Below are 16,089 nucleotides of genomic sequence, written 5' to 3' on the forward strand. Positions count from 1 at the left end.
CTTAGCCTTTCATATTTGTTATCGAATCTAGGCTAATGCTGCCAGTCTTTTTATACCAAAGCACTAGTAGCCCTAACCCCACGGCGACCTCGCTAGCAGCGATAGCCACTATAAAAAATGCAACTATTTGCCCGGTTAGATCAAAGTGGTATTTTGAAATGGCAGCAAGTGCGATATTTGCCGAGTTTAGTAAAATTTCACTTGAGAAAAATAGCATGATCAAATTTCTTCTTCGCATTATGCCAATTAGCCCTATGACAAAGACTAGACTTGCAAGGATGAGGTAGTGAGTAAGTCCTATCATAGCATCTCCTCAAATTTGCTTTGAGCATCTAGGTCTTTATGTATTAAGATAATGCCAGCAACCATTGCCACAAGAAGCATCACGGCACACATCTCAAAAGCGATTAAATACTTGCTAAAAAGCAAAATTCCAATAGCCTCAATATTGCCAAGCTCGCTAGCAATGGGACTTAATCCATCAAATTTTGCACCATAAATAGGAGCTAAAAATATAAATATCAAAAGAAGCGCTATAAAGCTACTTAAAAGATAGATGGTGATCTTTGCTTTTTTGCTACTTTTTGGCTCACATTCTTTACTGCTATCAAAAAACATCATCGCAAATGCGTATAAAATGACCACAGCACCTGTGTAGACTATTATCTGTACTACGCCTAGAAATTCCGCTCCAAGTAAGAAAAATATAGCCGAGATAAAGACCATGCCAGCAGCTAGCGCAGAGACTGCATTTAGTGCATTTTTACAAAATACGCTAAAAGAAAAACTAACTAAAACCAAGGTGCTAAAAAGATAAAATGCAAAGCTCTCATACATCTTTTACCCTTTTAAAATTTATACTACTCATCACTTTTTGTCTCATTTTCATTTTCGCTTATAAATGCATTTGGCGTCTTTTTGATTAAGCTGTCAGAATTTTTAGGAAGCGCTCCGTATCCTTCAAACTCGCTTTGATCTTTTAAAAATTTATCCTTTGTCAAAAACTCATCTTTTGTGCCAAATATAATCCTGCTCTCGCTAGTAACTTCGTACTCTTGTCCGCAAACTATCGCAAGCTCAGGACAAACATCAGCGCAAAATCCACAATACACGCATCTACTTAAATTTATCGAGTAGCTTGCAACCTTTTTGCGGCCATATTCACCAAGTGAAGTCTTCATCGAAATGCAGTTGCTAACGCAAATTTTCTCACATAGCCCACACCCAATGCAACGTTCATTTTCACTTTCAACAAATTTCAAAAGCTTATGAATGCCTCTATATCTAGCGTTTAGCTCCATCTTTTGCATAGGGTATTTTAAAGTGTGCGACTTACTAAAGAGCATCTGCTTTATAGTGACTTTTAGTCCGATCAAAAGATCAGGCTTAAATGTGATAGCGATGAAGTGCTTAAATTTATCAAATGCACTCTTTGGCTTTAACTTTTCATCTATTAAAATATATTTTTTCTCACTCATTTTTCGCCTTAGATTAGTAGCATAAAGCCAGTGATTACGATATTTAAAATTCCAAGCGGAAGCAAAATTTTCCAGCAAAATGCACTTAACTGATCAACTCTTAAATGTGCCCATGAAGCCCTTACCCAAAGAAAAAAGAAAAAGACAATGCTTGATTTTAAGATGATCATCAAAGCACCTGGGATAAATAAAAATTCGTTAAATCCGCCTAAAAATAAAATCGTAATGATGATGCTAGCAGCGATCATATTTGTGTATTCGCCGATGAAAAACATCGCCCATCTCATGCCGCTATACTCGGTGCCATAGCCTGCTACTATCTCTGTTTCGTTTTCTGTTAAGCAAAATGGCGTTCTGTTGCACTCCACGAAGCTTGCTATTAAAAAGAGTAAAAAGGCAAGAGGCTGCTTGAATATAAGCCAGCCAAAAATTCCTTTTTGATAGTTGTTTATATCCACAAGTGAGAGTGAGCTAGTTACCATTACGACGCTTAAAAGAGCCATGCCAGCGACTATTTCGAAACTAAGAAGTGAGACTACTGCGCGAGCCGCACTAATTAGTGCAAATTTATTATAGCTTGCAAGACCTGCTGCAAGTGGAGAGAAAACGCAAACTGAAGCAACGCCAGCGATGTATAAAATACCAACATTTATATCTGAGAGAATCGGACGTAATGTATGTCCAAAAATTTCAAACTCAGGCAAAAATGGCACAGGTGCAAGCGCTGCAAATGCGGCAATGGCTGATATTAGTGGAGCTATTAAAAAGATAAATTTATTCGTATTTGCTGGTACGATGTCCTCTTTTGTAAAGAGTTTTATCATGTCAGCTACTATCTGTAAAATCCCAGCAGGTCCAACCATATCAGGTCCTACGCGGCGCTGCATGTAGGCTAATACCTTTCTCTCAGCATAAGTTGCAAGCCCTGCAAGGCTTGCCATGACGGCTAAGATGACGACTGCTTTAACGATAGTGCTTAGCACAAAAAATAGTGTTTCACTCATCTTTTGCCTTTATGATTTTAACTGCGGAGTAGCTTTTGCCATTAAATATAATGCCCACATCAAGTTTGTCGTCATAATCGCCTAAATACGCAGCGACTCCACCAAGCTCGCTATCAAGCTCCACGCAAATGGCAAGCTTTCGCCTATCTTTTTCTAAAATAATCGCTTCATTTTGTGAAATTTCAAATTTAGCCATAAATTCGCTACTTGCATAAAGCTTCGCCCTCTTGGCTGTTTGTGTGGCATAGTTTGCAAAAAATGATGGCAAATTTATAGGATTTGCAAGACTTATAAGTGCTTCGTTATCTTTTAAATTTATGCTCTTGCTATCTTTTAAAAGTGGCTCTATATCATCATTTGGCGTGAAATTTGAAATTTCAAGCTTATAGCCTCTGTGACTTGTGCCGTTGTTTGCGTAAAAATTTTCTAAATCATCAAATTTAATGCCTTTATAACCCTTTTCTTTTGGTAAATTTGGCGTGTAATCAATCGTATTTTTAGCCATTAGTCCAAGCGCGTTTGCGATATCGTTTAAGAAGTAGCCGTTATGAGCTAGAGCCGCATTTGTCGGCACCACTTCGTTATTTATGCTTGTAAATGTGCCCTCTTGCTGATTTAGCGCACCAGCGTCAAGATCGCCCTCAAAAATGCTAAATTTAAAATCACCATTTTCGTTATAGCCTAGTGTCTTGCCAGGTTTTTTCTCGCTTGATAGAGTGCAAATTTTAGCCACCCCAAGCGAGTTTGTGCGAGGAGGTATGAGCATAACACGAAACGGCGTGGATATTGCTATTATTCCAGCAAATGCGGCTAGTAAATTTGCATTTTCATCCGTATGAAAATCGCTTCCTAAAATGAGCGTAAATTTGCTTTTGCCCTCACTTAAAACCGGTATATCTAAGCTAAAATTTTCATCAAAATTTTCAAGCTTTGATGTAAGTGCGCTAGGTAAATTTTCACCCCAGTTTTTAAGTATAAAAAGTAAAATTTGCTCTAATTTTCCAGCTTCATGCGTTACATAGATAAAATTTTTAGAATATTTTTTAACGATCTCATCGGCTATGTGATGAAAGTAAATTCCAGCTGCTTTATTCATTTTTAAGGCGTTATTTAACTTAAAGCTTGTCACTGGGCTTTCGTGTCTTAAGAAACTGCCAGCACTGATGATAAAATCGCTTTTTTTAATATCTTCATAGTCTGCGTTATACGAGCTAAGCCCACTAAATTCGCTAAATTTATTTAAAAATTTTTGATAATTTAGCGCCTCATTGTTTATTAGATTTAGATCAAATTTCTCTCTTAAACGCTCTAAAATAAGGGCCTCTTCGTTCGTGATAAAGCTATTAAATTTTATATTTTTGATCGCACCATTTTTAATATTTAAAACAATCTCTTCAAATTTCTCTTCATTTTTACAGGCAAGCTCATTGTGAAAGTCATAGCCAAACCTAGCTGCTCCACTTATCTCGCCAAATGTAAAATCATTGCTGACGCGGTAAATTTGCTTGCTTCTATCGCTAGTGCTCTTTTCTTTTACGTCATAGTAAATTAGCTCACAGTCGCTTTGATGTGGATTTGCTGCTGGGATAGGATTTAGCTCCCAGATATTCGTGCTATATTGAAAATGCGAACTAATAAGTGCTCCAGTAGGGCAAACGCTGATACACTCGCCACAAAATGAGCAGTCTAGACTCTCGCCCACGCTTGGACCTATTAAGCTTTTTTGCATTTTACTAAAAACTGCGTAGGCATCTTTTGGCATACTCTCTTTTAGCTCTTTTGGCACCTCAACGCCCCTTGGTACGGTCTTTAGCGCACTCTCGCCGATCCTATCTTTACAAACAGTGACACATCTTTCGCAGACTATGCAAAGAGCTGGATCGTAGTTGATTAGCCCCCATTTTTTATGCGGTTTGTGCGTGTCAGCGATGGCAAATTTTTGTTCATTTACTTTTAGACGTGTGGTTAAATTTTGTAGTTCACATTCGCCACTTTTGTCACAAACGCCACATTGAATCGGATGATTTACGCAGTAAGTCTGCATGATCGCATTTCGCTCGGCAGCGATTTCTGGCGTGTTTGTATAAATTTGCATATCCTCTTTTGCTTTGGCATTACAGCTATAAACTACTTTGCCATTTGCCTCGACCATGCAAAGCCTACAAGCAAGAGTTGGTGAGCAGCCGCTAAGATAGCAAAGAGCTGGTATATAAATTCCATTTGCTCTTGCGATATTTAGGATGCTCTCGCCCTCATCTGCTTCTAAAATTTGATCATTTATGCTTATTTTCATTTACTAACTACTACTTGTTTAAATGCGTATCCATCAAACTCTTTTGCACCAAATATCGCAACTGTGCCTTTTAACGTTGAGTCAAGCCTAAATTTAGCATTCACACTAAAGTCTTTTGCCTTTAAATTTAAGGTTTCGCCATCTTTTGCCTTTGCTACGATACCAAATTGCACGCCGCCCACGATCTCATCGCTTGCGTTTTTGTTTAGATAAACGACTGCTCCGTCAAAATTTTCAAGCTCTTTTAGCTCGTCTATTTTGTGATAATCACTAAATTCTTTCCTGCAACCACCAGCTAAAACGACATTTTTGCCTAAAATTTCAAGTAGCCAAAAGATCGCATCTTTATCTGGATGAGTAAAAAATGAATCATCAATAATGATGTTTTTAACGTCCTTTATCCACTCGCCAAGCTCTTCAAATTCCTCTTCTCCAACATTGCACTCGCCGCTTATCAGCCCATCATCAAGCTCGCTAAAAAACTCATCGCAAGATAAATTTGCGTATTTGCAAAGAAGAGCCAAGACGTAGCTTATTGAGCCTATTTCGCAGCGGATTAAATTTTCGCCGCCAAGCTCGCTATCTTCGATGCAAGAGATGTACTTAAACTCGTGCTCTTTTATCTTTTTTGCTAAATTTTTATCGCTCAAGCTTAGTAAATTTGCGATGCTTAAGCTTTTACCTGCTATTAAATCATTAAATTTCATATCTTGCCCTTTTTTATGGTTAATAACCAATCAACTTGGTTAAATTTAAGCGAGTTCATCACTTCGCAGTTTAGATTATAGGCTAAATTTACAGCCTTTGTCACACTACTAAAATCGCCTATCTCAAATAAAAATATAATCACTTCGCCAGCCTCGCTAGCCTTTATCTGCTGTCCAAGAGCGCTCAAAAACTCACTCTTTAAGTGTCTAAGATCGACCCTTCTCATCTATCGACCTCGCCTAAGATGATATTTGTGCTACCAATTATCGTAGCGACGTCAGCAACGTACTGGCCTACCAATAAATCTTCATAAATAGCGCAGTGCCAAAAGCTTGGCGTGCGAATTTTTAGACGATATGGGCTTGCGCTGCCATCTGAGTTTATATAAATTCCAAGCTCGCCCTTTGGTGACTCACTAGCGAAGTAAATTTCGCCCTTTGGAGGTTTTAGGCCCTGAGTTATTAGCACAAAATGCTGCATTAATGAGTAGTTTTGGCTCATTATCTGCTCTTTTGAAGCGCTCACGTAATCTGGCGCGTTGGCGATGATGGCGGGGCTGCTTGTTTGATACTTGCTAACACACTGCTTTAAAATTTTCACGCACTCGCGCATCTCTTTCATGTAAAGCAGATACCTTGCGTAGCAATCGCCGTGTGTCGCATAAGGCACGTTAAAGTCTAGCTCGTCGTAGATGAGATATGGCTCTTCTTTTCTTATATCACGTGCGATGCCGCTTGCTCTTAGCATGACGCCAGAGCAGCCGCTACTAAGGGCTAGTTCTTTGCTAACTACACCCACGTCTATTAGCCTTGCTTGCCAAATTCTATTTTCACTTAGCAGATCTTCGTAAAGCGTGATGTCGCTTGGAAATTTCTCGCAAAATTTAAGTAGCTCCTCGCACCAACCATCAGGTAGATCAAGCGGCACACCACCGATCCTTATGGAGCTATGAGTTAGTCTTGCGCCGCAGTATTTTTCTATGAGATCAAGGACGTATTCACGCTCTCTAAATGCGTATAAAAAGACGCTCATTGCCCCCACGTCAAGGGCGTGCGTAGCTAAAAATAAAAGGTGCGAGCTGATGCGGTTTAGCTCCAAAAGCATCACTCTAATGATCTGCGCACGGCGAGGCACTTCGATACCGCAAAGCTTCTCCACAGCCGCGCAAAATGCGTAGTTATTCGCACTAGATGCGATGTAGTCAACCCTATCAGTTACTGGGATAAATTCCTGATAGGTCATATTTTCAGCCATTTTTTCAACGCCTCGGTGCATGAAGCCAACCTCTGGCATGGCGCGCACGACCTTTTCGCCATCAAGTTCAAGAACAAGCTTAAGCTGCCCGTGAGCGCTTGGGTGTTGTGGGCCAAAATTTAGTATCATCTTGCCATCATTTTGCTCAAATTCTAAATTTTCAAAAAATGGTTTTAAGCGGTTTGGTGACTGACTCAAGGTCTTTCCTTTACTATCTGGCTCTGGTTAAATTTAGCCTTTTTGACAAATTTTACTCCGCCTTCTTCTTGATACTCGTACTCTTCACTAAACACTCTTGAAAAACCAAAGGTATCTTTCTCTTCAATATAGGCTGGGTCGCGGTTCTCTTCGCCGATTTGCTCTCTAAATTCATGCCCAAAAATTTTATCCACCTCGTACCATTTAGCAGCCTCGTCGCCAGTTAGCGGATAGCTCTTTAAGAGCGGGTGTGAGTGCCAGTCATCAGGCATGATGAGGCGCTTTAAATTTGGATGATCTTTAATGAGAACGCCACTTAGATCATACATCTCGCGCTCAGCCCAGTTCGCGCTTTTATAAAGCTCGCAAACGCTTTTTAGCATTTCATCTTTTTTTACAAAGCATTTTACACGAACGCGTCTATTTTTACTGATACTAAGCAATTGATAAAAAACTTCATATCCACTTTTTTGACTTATGAAATCGACCGCAGCAAGCTCGCAAAGTTGCTCGTAGCCAAAGTTTTTTAACACCTCAAGTGTTTTGTAGTTTTCACTAGAATTTACATATATAACAAGCTGGTCAAACTCTATATAGCTAGATAGAATTTCTACACCGCCTTGTTCTAAAATTTCTATTTCACTTTCAAAATTACTACCACTTGCTTTGTTCTTTAAACTCTCTTGCGGAATGAAAAATTTTTCTTTATAGTATTGCTTTTTTTGCAGGTCGTTTTTTGGCTTATACTCTCTCATATTTCGAGCTTTCTTGGCTTTTGCGCCCTAAATGCACTTTGTTTTCTTATCTTTTTTTGAAGCATCATAAGTGCGTATTGAAGCGTCTCTGGGCGCGGGGCACAGCCTGGGATGTAGATATCGACAGGTATTATGCGGTCTACGCCTTGAACGGTTGAGTAGGTGTTAAACATACCACCAGTGTTTGCGCAGCTACCCATCGAGATGACCCACTTTGGCTCAGGCATCTGGTCGTAAAGGCGCCTTGTAAATTCAGCGTGCTTTTTAGTTAGCGTGCCAGCTATGATCATCACCTCTGAGTGCCTTGGACTAGCGCGAAATATAGTGCCAAATCTATCAAAGTCATATCTGCTAGCGCCACTTGCCATCATCTCGATCGCACAGCATGCAAGCCCGTAGCTAAGCGCCCAAAGCGAGTTGCTCCTGCCCCACTGCACGAGCTTATCAACGGTCGTTAAAACTACTGGCAGACCACCATTTGCAGCGTAGTTTATCTGATGCTTTGCCATTTAAAGACTCCTTTTTGCCAAGCGTAGGCAAAGCCGATGAGTAAGATCGCCACAAAAAGCAGCATCTCGATGAGCCCAAATAGCCCAAGCAGCCTAAAATCCACCGCCCACGGATACATAAAAATGACCTCAACGTCAAATAAAATAAATAAAATTCCATAAAAAAAGTAGTGGATATTTATCTTATTTGGCTGTTTTACGGTTGTCGGTCCGCACTCGTAAAAGCCAAGTTTTAGACGCTGGGTATCGCGGTTGGCTAATTTTTTACTTATTTTTGAAGATAAGAATGTTATTAAACAAAATGAACAAGTCGCTAGTAAAAGTATGATAAATGCACCAAAATAGGTACTTTCAAGCTCTGAATGTGACATACTTTGCCTTTTTTAATTTTTAAGATTCTACTAAATTTAAATTTATTTGAGCTTGAAACGGCTTAAGAGTAGGGTGAGTATTGTGCTTTTGTGTAAAAATTACTCCTATTTTATCTTCTCGACTGCATCTTTTGCAGCACTTATTCGCTCGCTCTCGTCTAGCTCACGCACAAAGCCATCTTTTACTAAGATGATCCTAGTTGCTACATCAAAGTAACTATCATCGTGGCTAACAGCGATTATGCTGATGCCTTTACTTTGTAAAAATGGCAAAATTTCTTTATAAAATTTTCGCTTAAAGAGCGGATCTTGATCGGCCGCCCATTCATCTAGGATAAGGATAGAGCGGTGCTCTAAGATAGCTATTAGCAGGCTTAGTCGCTTTCGCTGGCCGGTTGAGAGTTGCGTGGTGCTAAGCTTATTATCTATGACACTTACTTTTTTATCGACCTCAAGCAAGGCTAAAAGCTCGTCTATTTCGTTTTGGCTAGCAAAGCCATTATGAGAGAGCGTTTGCGAAAATAGATAAAAATCAGCAAAAATAGCGCTTATCTTTGCCTGATAACTTTGTAAATTTCCCTCATCTATCTTTGTGCTATCAAGGTAAATTTCGCCACTACTTGGGCGCATTAGCCCGCAAAGTAAATTTATAAGCGTACTTTTGCCACTGCCATTTTTGCCGATGATAAATGTTATCTCACCGCGGTTGATCTCTAAATTTACGTCTTTTAGGCTAAATTTGCCGTGAGTGTAGTTGAAATTTATATCTTTTATTTTTATGTTTTGCCAATTATCGCTTAGGCTATCGTCAAATTTAAAGCCTTCCTTAAATTTATTTAAATTTAAGCTCATGATCTTCTCTAAGCTCACCTTTGCGCTAAGTGCGGCTGGTATGGAGCCAACCATACTCATAAATGAGCCTCTTAAAAATAGTATCGTTAGGCTAATGCTTAGTGCTGTTTGCAGGCTCGCCCAGTCAAATGCCACGCACAAAAATACGCAAAGTCCAACTGAGCCAAGAAGCATAATGTTTGTAAAATTATCGCTTAATGCGTGATAAATATCGGCCTTTACCATATTTTGGCGTTTTTTATCGCCTGTAAAATTTAACTCATCAAAGCAGACACTTGCCCTTGCTCTATTTAAACTAAGCTCTCTATGCCCCTCTACGATATCGTCGTAGTGCTTTTGCAATGCGTCATCTTGAACTCTAGAATGCTTAAAATAAAGATGAATTTTTTTCATAAAAAGTGTATTTATAAAAAGAGTCGCACCGATCCAAATGGATAAAAAGATAAAAATTTTTGGAGCGATTACACAAAGATAGATGCTGGCACAGACGATAAAAACTAGACTTTGTATAAAGCCAGTAGCGCTCATAAAGGCAAATGTGATCGTTTTTATGTCATTATTTAGGCTAGCTATGATCTTTGCCTTGCCAATCTCATTTATCACGCTATTTGGCGTATCTAAAATTTGCTTTACACTTTGATATCTTAGCTCGTAGATAAATTTATGTCCAAAATTTGTAAGCGATATATTTGCGGCGATGGCGCTTATAAAAAATAAAAGTAAGACTGCTATAAATTTAATTGCAAGAATCGGATCAAATTCTTTTAAACTTACAAGCTCATTATTTATAAATGAAAGGGTCCAGACACCAAGTCCGCTAAATACGAGCGTTAATAACACTATTTTAGAAATTTGGTAGATATTTTTTTTGATTAAATTTGCAAGCATTACATCGCAGCTCGCGGCTGAATGATATTTGGCTCATACTTTTGTTCAGTATTTTCGCTCATTATACGAAGCACCTTGCTTCGTTTTATCTTCGCGTCATCCTTAAATATCGCACGAACTTTGTCCATACCAGCGTAAAAATCACGCATAAGCACGATGCAGATATATTTGCCAAAAAATGTCGGCTTAATAATGCCATTTTCTTCATATACTGCATTTATAAGCTTAAGTAAGCTAAGCTCCATAAATAAGACTTTGTTAATGTTTGTGTTATTTTCATCATTATATCTTTTAATATCAACTCCGCCATCAAAAAGCCTTGTTAAAAACGTGTATTTAAGTCTCTCTTTCTTGTTAAAACCACATTTTGCGATGACTGGGCTTTGTCTATTTTTTATCCTTTTGCCGTATTCAAGTAGATTAAACGCGTTTATTACAAGCTCACCGTTAAGAAAGCTAAATGCCCCGCTACCAACGCCTAGATACTCTAAATTTGAACCAACATATTCGTCACGAAGGTCAGCACTTTTTTCATTTGAAAACGCCCAAGCATTGCTCTGCTTGTATCCGCCCTTAGCAAATTCACTCACGATGATCTCGTAAAATTCACGCTCGTTATCTACGTTTGAAACACCAAGCGAGCGAGCTATATTCTCTCTTGTTAGCTCTGATTTCATGAGCGGATAGAAGGTGATTTGTTGTGGAGAGATCGATTTTGCAGTATTTATGTCGTTTATGAGCTGCTCTTTTGTTTGATTTGGCAGGTTAAAGATGAGATCGAGGCTAATGACTGGGATCTTGCCAAGAGCGAGCTCAAGCTTTCTTTTTATCTCCTTGGCTGAGCCAAATTTTTCATATCTGCCAACTCTTTTTAACGTTTCATCATCAAAGCTTTGTACGCCAACGCTTAGTCGATCAATTAATCCATCAAATCTAGCTAAACTCTCGGGTGAGATGTGATTTGGATCGCTTTCTGCTGAAATTTCATCTATACTAAAAAGCTCTTTTGCAAGCTTAAGCGTTTTCTCAAGCTCAGGTTCATTTATAAGCGTCGTGCCACCGCCAACATAAAGTGAATCAAAGTCAAATCCAGCCTCTTTAACCTGCCTCATCTCTTCACGTAAATTTTCAAAGTAAACTTTTGCAAGTTCTTGCTCATAGTGGTACTTATGAAACGAGCAATATGGACAGAATGTGTGACAAAATGGCACGTGCGCGTAGAGCATATACTTTTTGTCTTTTTTGGGAGTTTTGGTGTAGGTTGTGGTTAAAATGTCTATATTAAATTCATTATATAGTGATCTTTGAATAGAATTATGAGCGTAATTTACGGCAAAATTCTCGACAATATTTTTAAAGATCATAACTAATCGCCTTAAATAAGTTTGGTTTTAAATTGATGTGTTAGGATAGCTAACTTTTAATAAATTTAGCCTTGTGTTAAAGAAATTTTTAGCTTAGCCAGATAAATTTGGCCTATAAATTTTAATTTTTTAAATCTACAAATTTCACGTATCGATCAAATTTTAGTCTCAAAGCTTAAGGATTTTACTCCTTAGCCCCTGAGATGATCTTACTCGAGTCAAGCTCAAATTTTACTCCATTTTTTGTCTCTAGGTAATAAAACTTTCCTAGTGTTGATAGGGCTTTGATGTTATAAAGTTTTACAATATTGCTTCTACATTCTATTTCATAATAGGTATTACTTTTATCAGGCTCTTTATCTTTACTGTAAATTTGAAATGGTAAAGCACCTAGTGTACTTTTTTCAATAGATAAATATTTAAATTCAACATTTGTCATCCCAAGCCTATTTGCGATCGCCCCTAAAAGAAAGCAAGATAAAATCGCAATTATTATAATTGATACAGTCATTACGAAGACTATATATTCATTTTTTTATAAAAATATTCCAAACCTTTAAAATAGACCAGTGTTACAATACAAAATGCAATCATCACCAACAAGAACTCTTCTATAAGATCATAATTTATAGGTAGCTCTTTTTTAAGAATAAAAATTAAAGTAAAACATATAAGCACCAATACTATAATAGCTGCAACTACTGCCATAGTAAAGCAAAAAAAGAGTGATCTTTTGTATTTATATCAAAATAAATTATAAGAAATAATAAGTAAATCAATAAGCATTATTTTGTTTGCAACAATAGTATTTAATGCTGCCATGCAAACTACTGCCAGAAAAGGAAGTAGACAAAATCCAAAGTAAAACATCCAGGTTTTATCTTTTTTATTTTCATAGTAGCCTGGATAAATCAGACAAGGAAATATAATTGCAAGCGAAAAAAAGTCGATATAAAAAAGAATGATACACCAACGTATGCTACATCTGCTCCACCTAAATCTGGAAAATATTTTACCTTAATCCCAAAATATGCAAAATAATAGATCATACCAACCAAACTAATGCCAGATAGTATTAATGGATGAAATTTTAATAAAGTACTTACAAGAATTTCATTTGTAAATTCTGGCTTATCTTTTTCTTTCATTAGCTCTAAAATTTCTTGATAACTCAAATTTAAATCCTAAAAATTTATAAAACTTGCTATTTAAGCACCTTTGCGATTTCGCTCCAGCCCAAATTTTCAGCAAAATCAGCTGCCGTTTTGCCACTTTTTGTCCGGGCATTTTTATCAGCACCGTTTTCTAGTAAGAGATTTACAAGATTTAAATTTCCAGCGATCGCCTCGTTGTGAAGCTGCGTATAGCCAAACTCATCAGCATCCGTGACCATATTTGGGTGCTCTTTTATATATTGCTTTACTTGCTCATATGTATTTTTGCTCATTGGATGCTCTATCAAATTTTCAGGATGCTCTTTTTGCTCATAAACTACCAAAATATCGTTAAAATCGCCAAAATCAAGTCCCCACTCTTTATCGTGCTCTTTTAGCTCTTTCTTTTGCATGCGTGAGCGCATCGCCTGCACGCTAAATCCGCCGTATGCGCGTCCATCTATCGAAAAGAGCCAGTCACTCATTTCATCTATCTTTGCGTTTATTTGGTCGCCTAATTTCACGTTTTGCACGCTATCTGGCTCATTTACGAGCGTGCCATATATCGTTTCGCCGTCAAATTCCACATCATCTATCCACATGTGTTCACCGACTTCTTCGCCATTTACGACATCTAAGAAGCAAATTTTTACCATTGCATAATCAAGTGCTGGTACGATCCTGTGGCGCTCCCAGTAAACCTCACGCCAAAAATATCTAAAGCTCTCTCTGGCCTGCTCAAACGCACGCTGCATATAGTCTTCGTCGCTACTTACAAAATAGATTGGCATTTGCTTGCCAAGATCGATTTGCTTACCGAGAATTTTCTTAAAAAATCTCATTTTTTGTCCTTAGTGAAATAAATTTAAGTGAAAAATTGCTAAATTTTATATGAAAAATCAAGTGGCAGTTTCGCAAATTTAATTACAAAGTGAATCACAAAACGTCGTGAGATGAATTTAAATGTTGCGACGAAAAATCAAGCGTGCGCTAGGCATATAGCCTGCGGAGTGAGAATTTTCTAGCTCATTTAAAGGCACTCACGAGAAGCCGTTACTTTAGGTTTTTAAAGCTTATCGGAAGCTCTAAATTTAACCCCCTCACCAGCTTTATACACTCCTGTAAGTCATCTATGCTTTTGCTTGTCACTCTGATCTCTTCGCCCCTGATCTGCGCGCTCACCTTGATCTTTGAGTCTTTGATCGCTTTTGTGATCTTTTTTGAGTTTTCAGCGTCAAGTGTATCGTTTAGTTTTAGCGTCACCTTTAAATTTCCACCACTTGCTGGCTCTCTTTTTGTTTCTGTGATCGCAACTGGTGGGATGTTGCGCTTGATGAGCTTTGAGATCACAATGTCTTTTAGCGCATCGATCTTGTTGTCGCTTGAGCTAAGAAGCGTGATAAATTTCTCTTTTTCGTTTAGCTCGACTTCGGCCGCAAGCCCCTTAAAGTCATACCTTGCTGCGATCTCTTTTTTTGCCGCCTCAAGAGCGTTTTTAACCTCCATCATATCGACCTCGGCACTTATATCAAAACTATGCTCAGTTGCCATTTTTATCCTTTCAAATTTATTTAAATAGCCCTTTGATCTTCTCAAAAAGTGACTTTTTGCCAGTCTCTTCTTGCTTTATCGCTTCGCCAATCTGCTGCACCGCGGTCTGTGCGTAGATGATAGCGCCCTTCGGGTTGCAGTTAAAGAGGTTTGAATATGAGCTTGATTTGTTTAGATCAAGCGGATTTGGCTCCACGACCTCAGTGGCCTCAAGCAGGCCTATTTTTAGCTCGTATGCGTAGTTTAGAGCATCTAAAAATGCAGGTAAATTTTGCATGTAAAAGCCATCAACCGCATCTTTTATCTCACCGCCTGCTTCATAGTCAGCCTTTAGTTTAGCTACGTTTTTAGCGTTTACATAAGCGCCACAGCAGTAGTTTTCGGTGATCTCATTATAAATTTCGCCACTAAATTTATTCAAAAACTCACTTGGTAAAATTTCTCGCCAGTTGCTAATGTAGTTTTTAAATTTCTCATTTTGCTGTGCAAAAGAGCTTAGCGCTGTGCCCCGAGTGTAGAAATACTTTCTAAAAAATCCTTGTGTGACGGCGATACAAAAGCCGTGAGTTTTGTTAAAAATTTTATCGTCTTTATACTGTAACGCAGCGCTTAGCGTATCTTTGTATTTTTGCGCGTAAAATTCCTCTACGCCAGCCTTGTTGGCAAGCGCTAAAACCTCGTCAAATTTACCAGCCCTTGCAAGCTCAAGTGCCTCAAAATACCACTTTGAAATTTCATCTTCGCTAATAGCGTGATAGCTTATATCATAGCCCATTACTTGCTCTCATTGATAAAATTTTCGATGTTTGCGACGATCTTTGCGATGAGCGTCTTTCTAGCCTCCAGGCTACCCCATGCCACGTGCGGCGTGATGAGTAGATTTTCTTTGTTTTTTACATTTAAAAATGGGCTATTTTTGCTCATCGGTTCGCTTTCTAAAACATCCGTACCAAAGCGTAAATTTCTCTCATCTATCGCCCTTGCCATAGCCGCTTCGTCCACTATGCCGCCACGTCCTAAATTTAGCACTATTGCATCATCTTTTAGCAAATTTATCTCGTTTGTGCCTAGTAAATTTCTAGTCTTTTCGTTTAGTGGTGCGTGGATGCTGATGATGTCGCTGCTTCTTAGTAGCTCCTCTAAGCTTTTTTGCTTAAATTTTCTATTGTTATTTGCTCCACTTGTCGAGTAGTAGCTCACATTTGCACCAAATGCACGTGCCACTGCCGCCACGCCACGTCCTATCTCGCCAAGTCCGATGATGCCAAATTCTTTGCTAGCAATCTCGCTGATATCTGCGCCAAGATAGGTAAAAATTTCACTCTTCACCCACTCGCCACTCTTTACGTAGTGATCATAAAATTTGATGTGATTTGTTAGCTCAAAAAGCATCGCAAACGTGTGTTGCACGACGCTTGCGGTTGAGTAGCCAGCAACGTTTTTAACAGCTATATTTTTAGCTTTTGCATGCTCCAAATCGACATTATTCATCCCAGTTGCGCTTATGCAAATGAGCTTTAAATTTGTTGCCTCCATCACGGCTTTGTCGATGATGACCTTGTTTGTGATGACCACATCAACGCCCTTTAGACGAAGCACGATCTCTTCGCTTTTGGTTTTTTGGTAGCTGATAAACTCGCCAAATTTCTTAAAAACACTAAGATCTACGTTCTCTCCCAGCGTGGCCGCGTCTAAACAAACGATTTTCAT

Annotated in this window: 19 protein-coding genes; all 19 read right to left on the reverse strand. The window is 38.5% G+C overall.

The genetic code is table 11. The features are described from left to right. Position 1: 1 nt before the first annotated feature. Positions 2-304, reverse strand: a complete 303-nt coding sequence (nuoK, locus tag B9N62_RS08425) for an NADH-quinone oxidoreductase subunit NuoK (RefSeq protein ID WP_087585115.1) — start codon at positions 302-304, stop codon at positions 2-4. Continuing rightward, positions 301-837, reverse strand: coding sequence for an NADH-quinone oxidoreductase subunit J (locus tag B9N62_RS08430; protein WP_087585116.1), 537 nt, complete (start codon positions 835-837; stop codon positions 301-303). The genes nuoK and B9N62_RS08430 overlap by 4 nt, the downstream gene beginning before the upstream one ends. Positions 838-860: 23 nt before the next feature. Then, entirely contained in the window at positions 861-1,478 is a 618-nt protein-coding gene (gene nuoI, locus B9N62_RS08435) for an NADH-quinone oxidoreductase subunit NuoI (protein WP_087585117.1), read from the reverse strand. An 8-nt stretch (positions 1,479-1,486) separates the two neighbouring features. Then, the gene (gene nuoH / locus B9N62_RS08440) at positions 1,487-2,482 is read right to left on the reverse strand and encodes an NADH-quinone oxidoreductase subunit NuoH (RefSeq protein ID WP_087585118.1); all 996 of its coding nucleotides are present in this window, start codon (positions 2,480-2,482) and stop codon (positions 1,487-1,489) included. Next, positions 2,475-4,775, reverse strand: a complete 2,301-nt coding sequence (locus B9N62_RS08445) for an NADH-quinone oxidoreductase subunit G (RefSeq protein WP_087585119.1) — start codon at positions 4,773-4,775, stop codon at positions 2,475-2,477. Before B9N62_RS08445 ends, nuoH begins: the two co-directional genes overlap by 8 nt. Beyond that, positions 4,772-5,482, reverse strand: coding sequence for a hypothetical protein (locus tag B9N62_RS08450; protein WP_087585120.1), 711 nt, complete (start codon positions 5,480-5,482; stop codon positions 4,772-4,774). Before B9N62_RS08450 ends, B9N62_RS08445 begins: the two co-directional genes overlap by 4 nt. Further along, positions 5,479-5,709 carry an NADH-ubiquinone oxidoreductase subunit E family protein gene (locus tag B9N62_RS08455; RefSeq protein WP_087585121.1) on the reverse strand — a complete coding sequence of 77 codons (231 nt, stop codon included), beginning with the start codon at positions 5,707-5,709 and terminating at the stop codon, positions 5,479-5,481. Before B9N62_RS08455 ends, B9N62_RS08450 begins: the two co-directional genes overlap by 4 nt. After that, entirely contained in the window at positions 5,706-6,935 is a 1,230-nt protein-coding gene (gene nuoD, locus B9N62_RS08460; RefSeq protein ID WP_087585122.1) for an NADH dehydrogenase (quinone) subunit D, read from the reverse strand. Before nuoD ends, B9N62_RS08455 begins: the two co-directional genes overlap by 4 nt. Further along, a complete protein-coding gene (locus tag B9N62_RS08465) occupies positions 6,932-7,690 on the reverse strand; it encodes an NADH-quinone oxidoreductase subunit C (RefSeq protein ID WP_087585123.1) in 759 nt (252 codons plus the stop codon). The genes nuoD and B9N62_RS08465 overlap by 4 nt, the downstream gene beginning before the upstream one ends. Beyond that, positions 7,687-8,199 (reverse strand): NuoB/complex I 20 kDa subunit family protein, encoded by a 513-nt coding sequence (locus tag B9N62_RS08470; protein WP_012001120.1) that lies wholly within the window; start codon positions 8,197-8,199, stop codon positions 7,687-7,689. Before B9N62_RS08470 ends, B9N62_RS08465 begins: the two co-directional genes overlap by 4 nt. Then, the gene (locus B9N62_RS08475) at positions 8,181-8,570 is read right to left on the reverse strand and encodes an NAD(P)H-quinone oxidoreductase subunit 3 (protein ID WP_087585124.1); all 390 of its coding nucleotides are present in this window, start codon (positions 8,568-8,570) and stop codon (positions 8,181-8,183) included. Before B9N62_RS08475 ends, B9N62_RS08470 begins: the two co-directional genes overlap by 19 nt. Before the next feature lie 105 nt (positions 8,571-8,675). Next, positions 8,676-10,310: a multidrug ABC transporter permease/ATP-binding protein gene (locus B9N62_RS08480; protein ID WP_087585125.1), complete on the reverse strand. Its 1,635-nt coding sequence runs from the start codon at positions 10,308-10,310 to the stop codon at positions 8,676-8,678. After that, positions 10,310-11,674, reverse strand: coding sequence for a coproporphyrinogen III oxidase family protein (locus B9N62_RS08485; RefSeq protein ID WP_087585126.1), 1,365 nt, complete (start codon positions 11,672-11,674; stop codon positions 10,310-10,312). Before B9N62_RS08485 ends, B9N62_RS08480 begins: the two co-directional genes overlap by 1 nt. A 184-nt stretch (positions 11,675-11,858) precedes the next feature. After that, positions 11,859-12,113: a hypothetical protein gene (locus tag B9N62_RS08490; RefSeq protein WP_087585127.1), complete on the reverse strand. Its 255-nt coding sequence runs from the start codon at positions 12,111-12,113 to the stop codon at positions 11,859-11,861. Between the two features lie 472 nt (positions 12,114-12,585). Then, positions 12,586-12,849 (reverse strand): hypothetical protein, encoded by a 264-nt coding sequence (locus B9N62_RS08500; RefSeq protein WP_087585129.1) that lies wholly within the window; start codon positions 12,847-12,849, stop codon positions 12,586-12,588. 29 nt (positions 12,850-12,878) lie between these two features. Further along, the gene (locus B9N62_RS08505; RefSeq protein ID WP_087585130.1) at positions 12,879-13,670 is read right to left on the reverse strand and encodes a DUF2314 domain-containing protein; all 792 of its coding nucleotides are present in this window, start codon (positions 13,668-13,670) and stop codon (positions 12,879-12,881) included. A 211-nt stretch (positions 13,671-13,881) separates the two neighbouring features. Further along, entirely contained in the window at positions 13,882-14,379 is a 498-nt protein-coding gene (locus B9N62_RS08510) for a YajQ family cyclic di-GMP-binding protein (RefSeq protein WP_087585131.1), read from the reverse strand. A gap of 16 nt (positions 14,380-14,395) precedes the next feature. Then, positions 14,396-15,154, reverse strand: a complete 759-nt coding sequence (locus tag B9N62_RS08515; RefSeq protein WP_087585132.1) for a hypothetical protein — start codon at positions 15,152-15,154, stop codon at positions 14,396-14,398. Further along, positions 15,154-16,089, reverse strand: coding sequence for a D-2-hydroxyacid dehydrogenase (locus B9N62_RS08520; protein ID WP_087585133.1), 936 nt, complete (start codon positions 16,087-16,089; stop codon positions 15,154-15,156). The genes B9N62_RS08515 and B9N62_RS08520 overlap by 1 nt, the downstream gene beginning before the upstream one ends.

The sequence above is a fragment of the Campylobacter concisus genome (assembly GCF_002165785.1).
GTDB lineage: Bacteria > Campylobacterota > Campylobacteria > Campylobacterales > Campylobacteraceae > Campylobacter_A > Campylobacter_A concisus_W.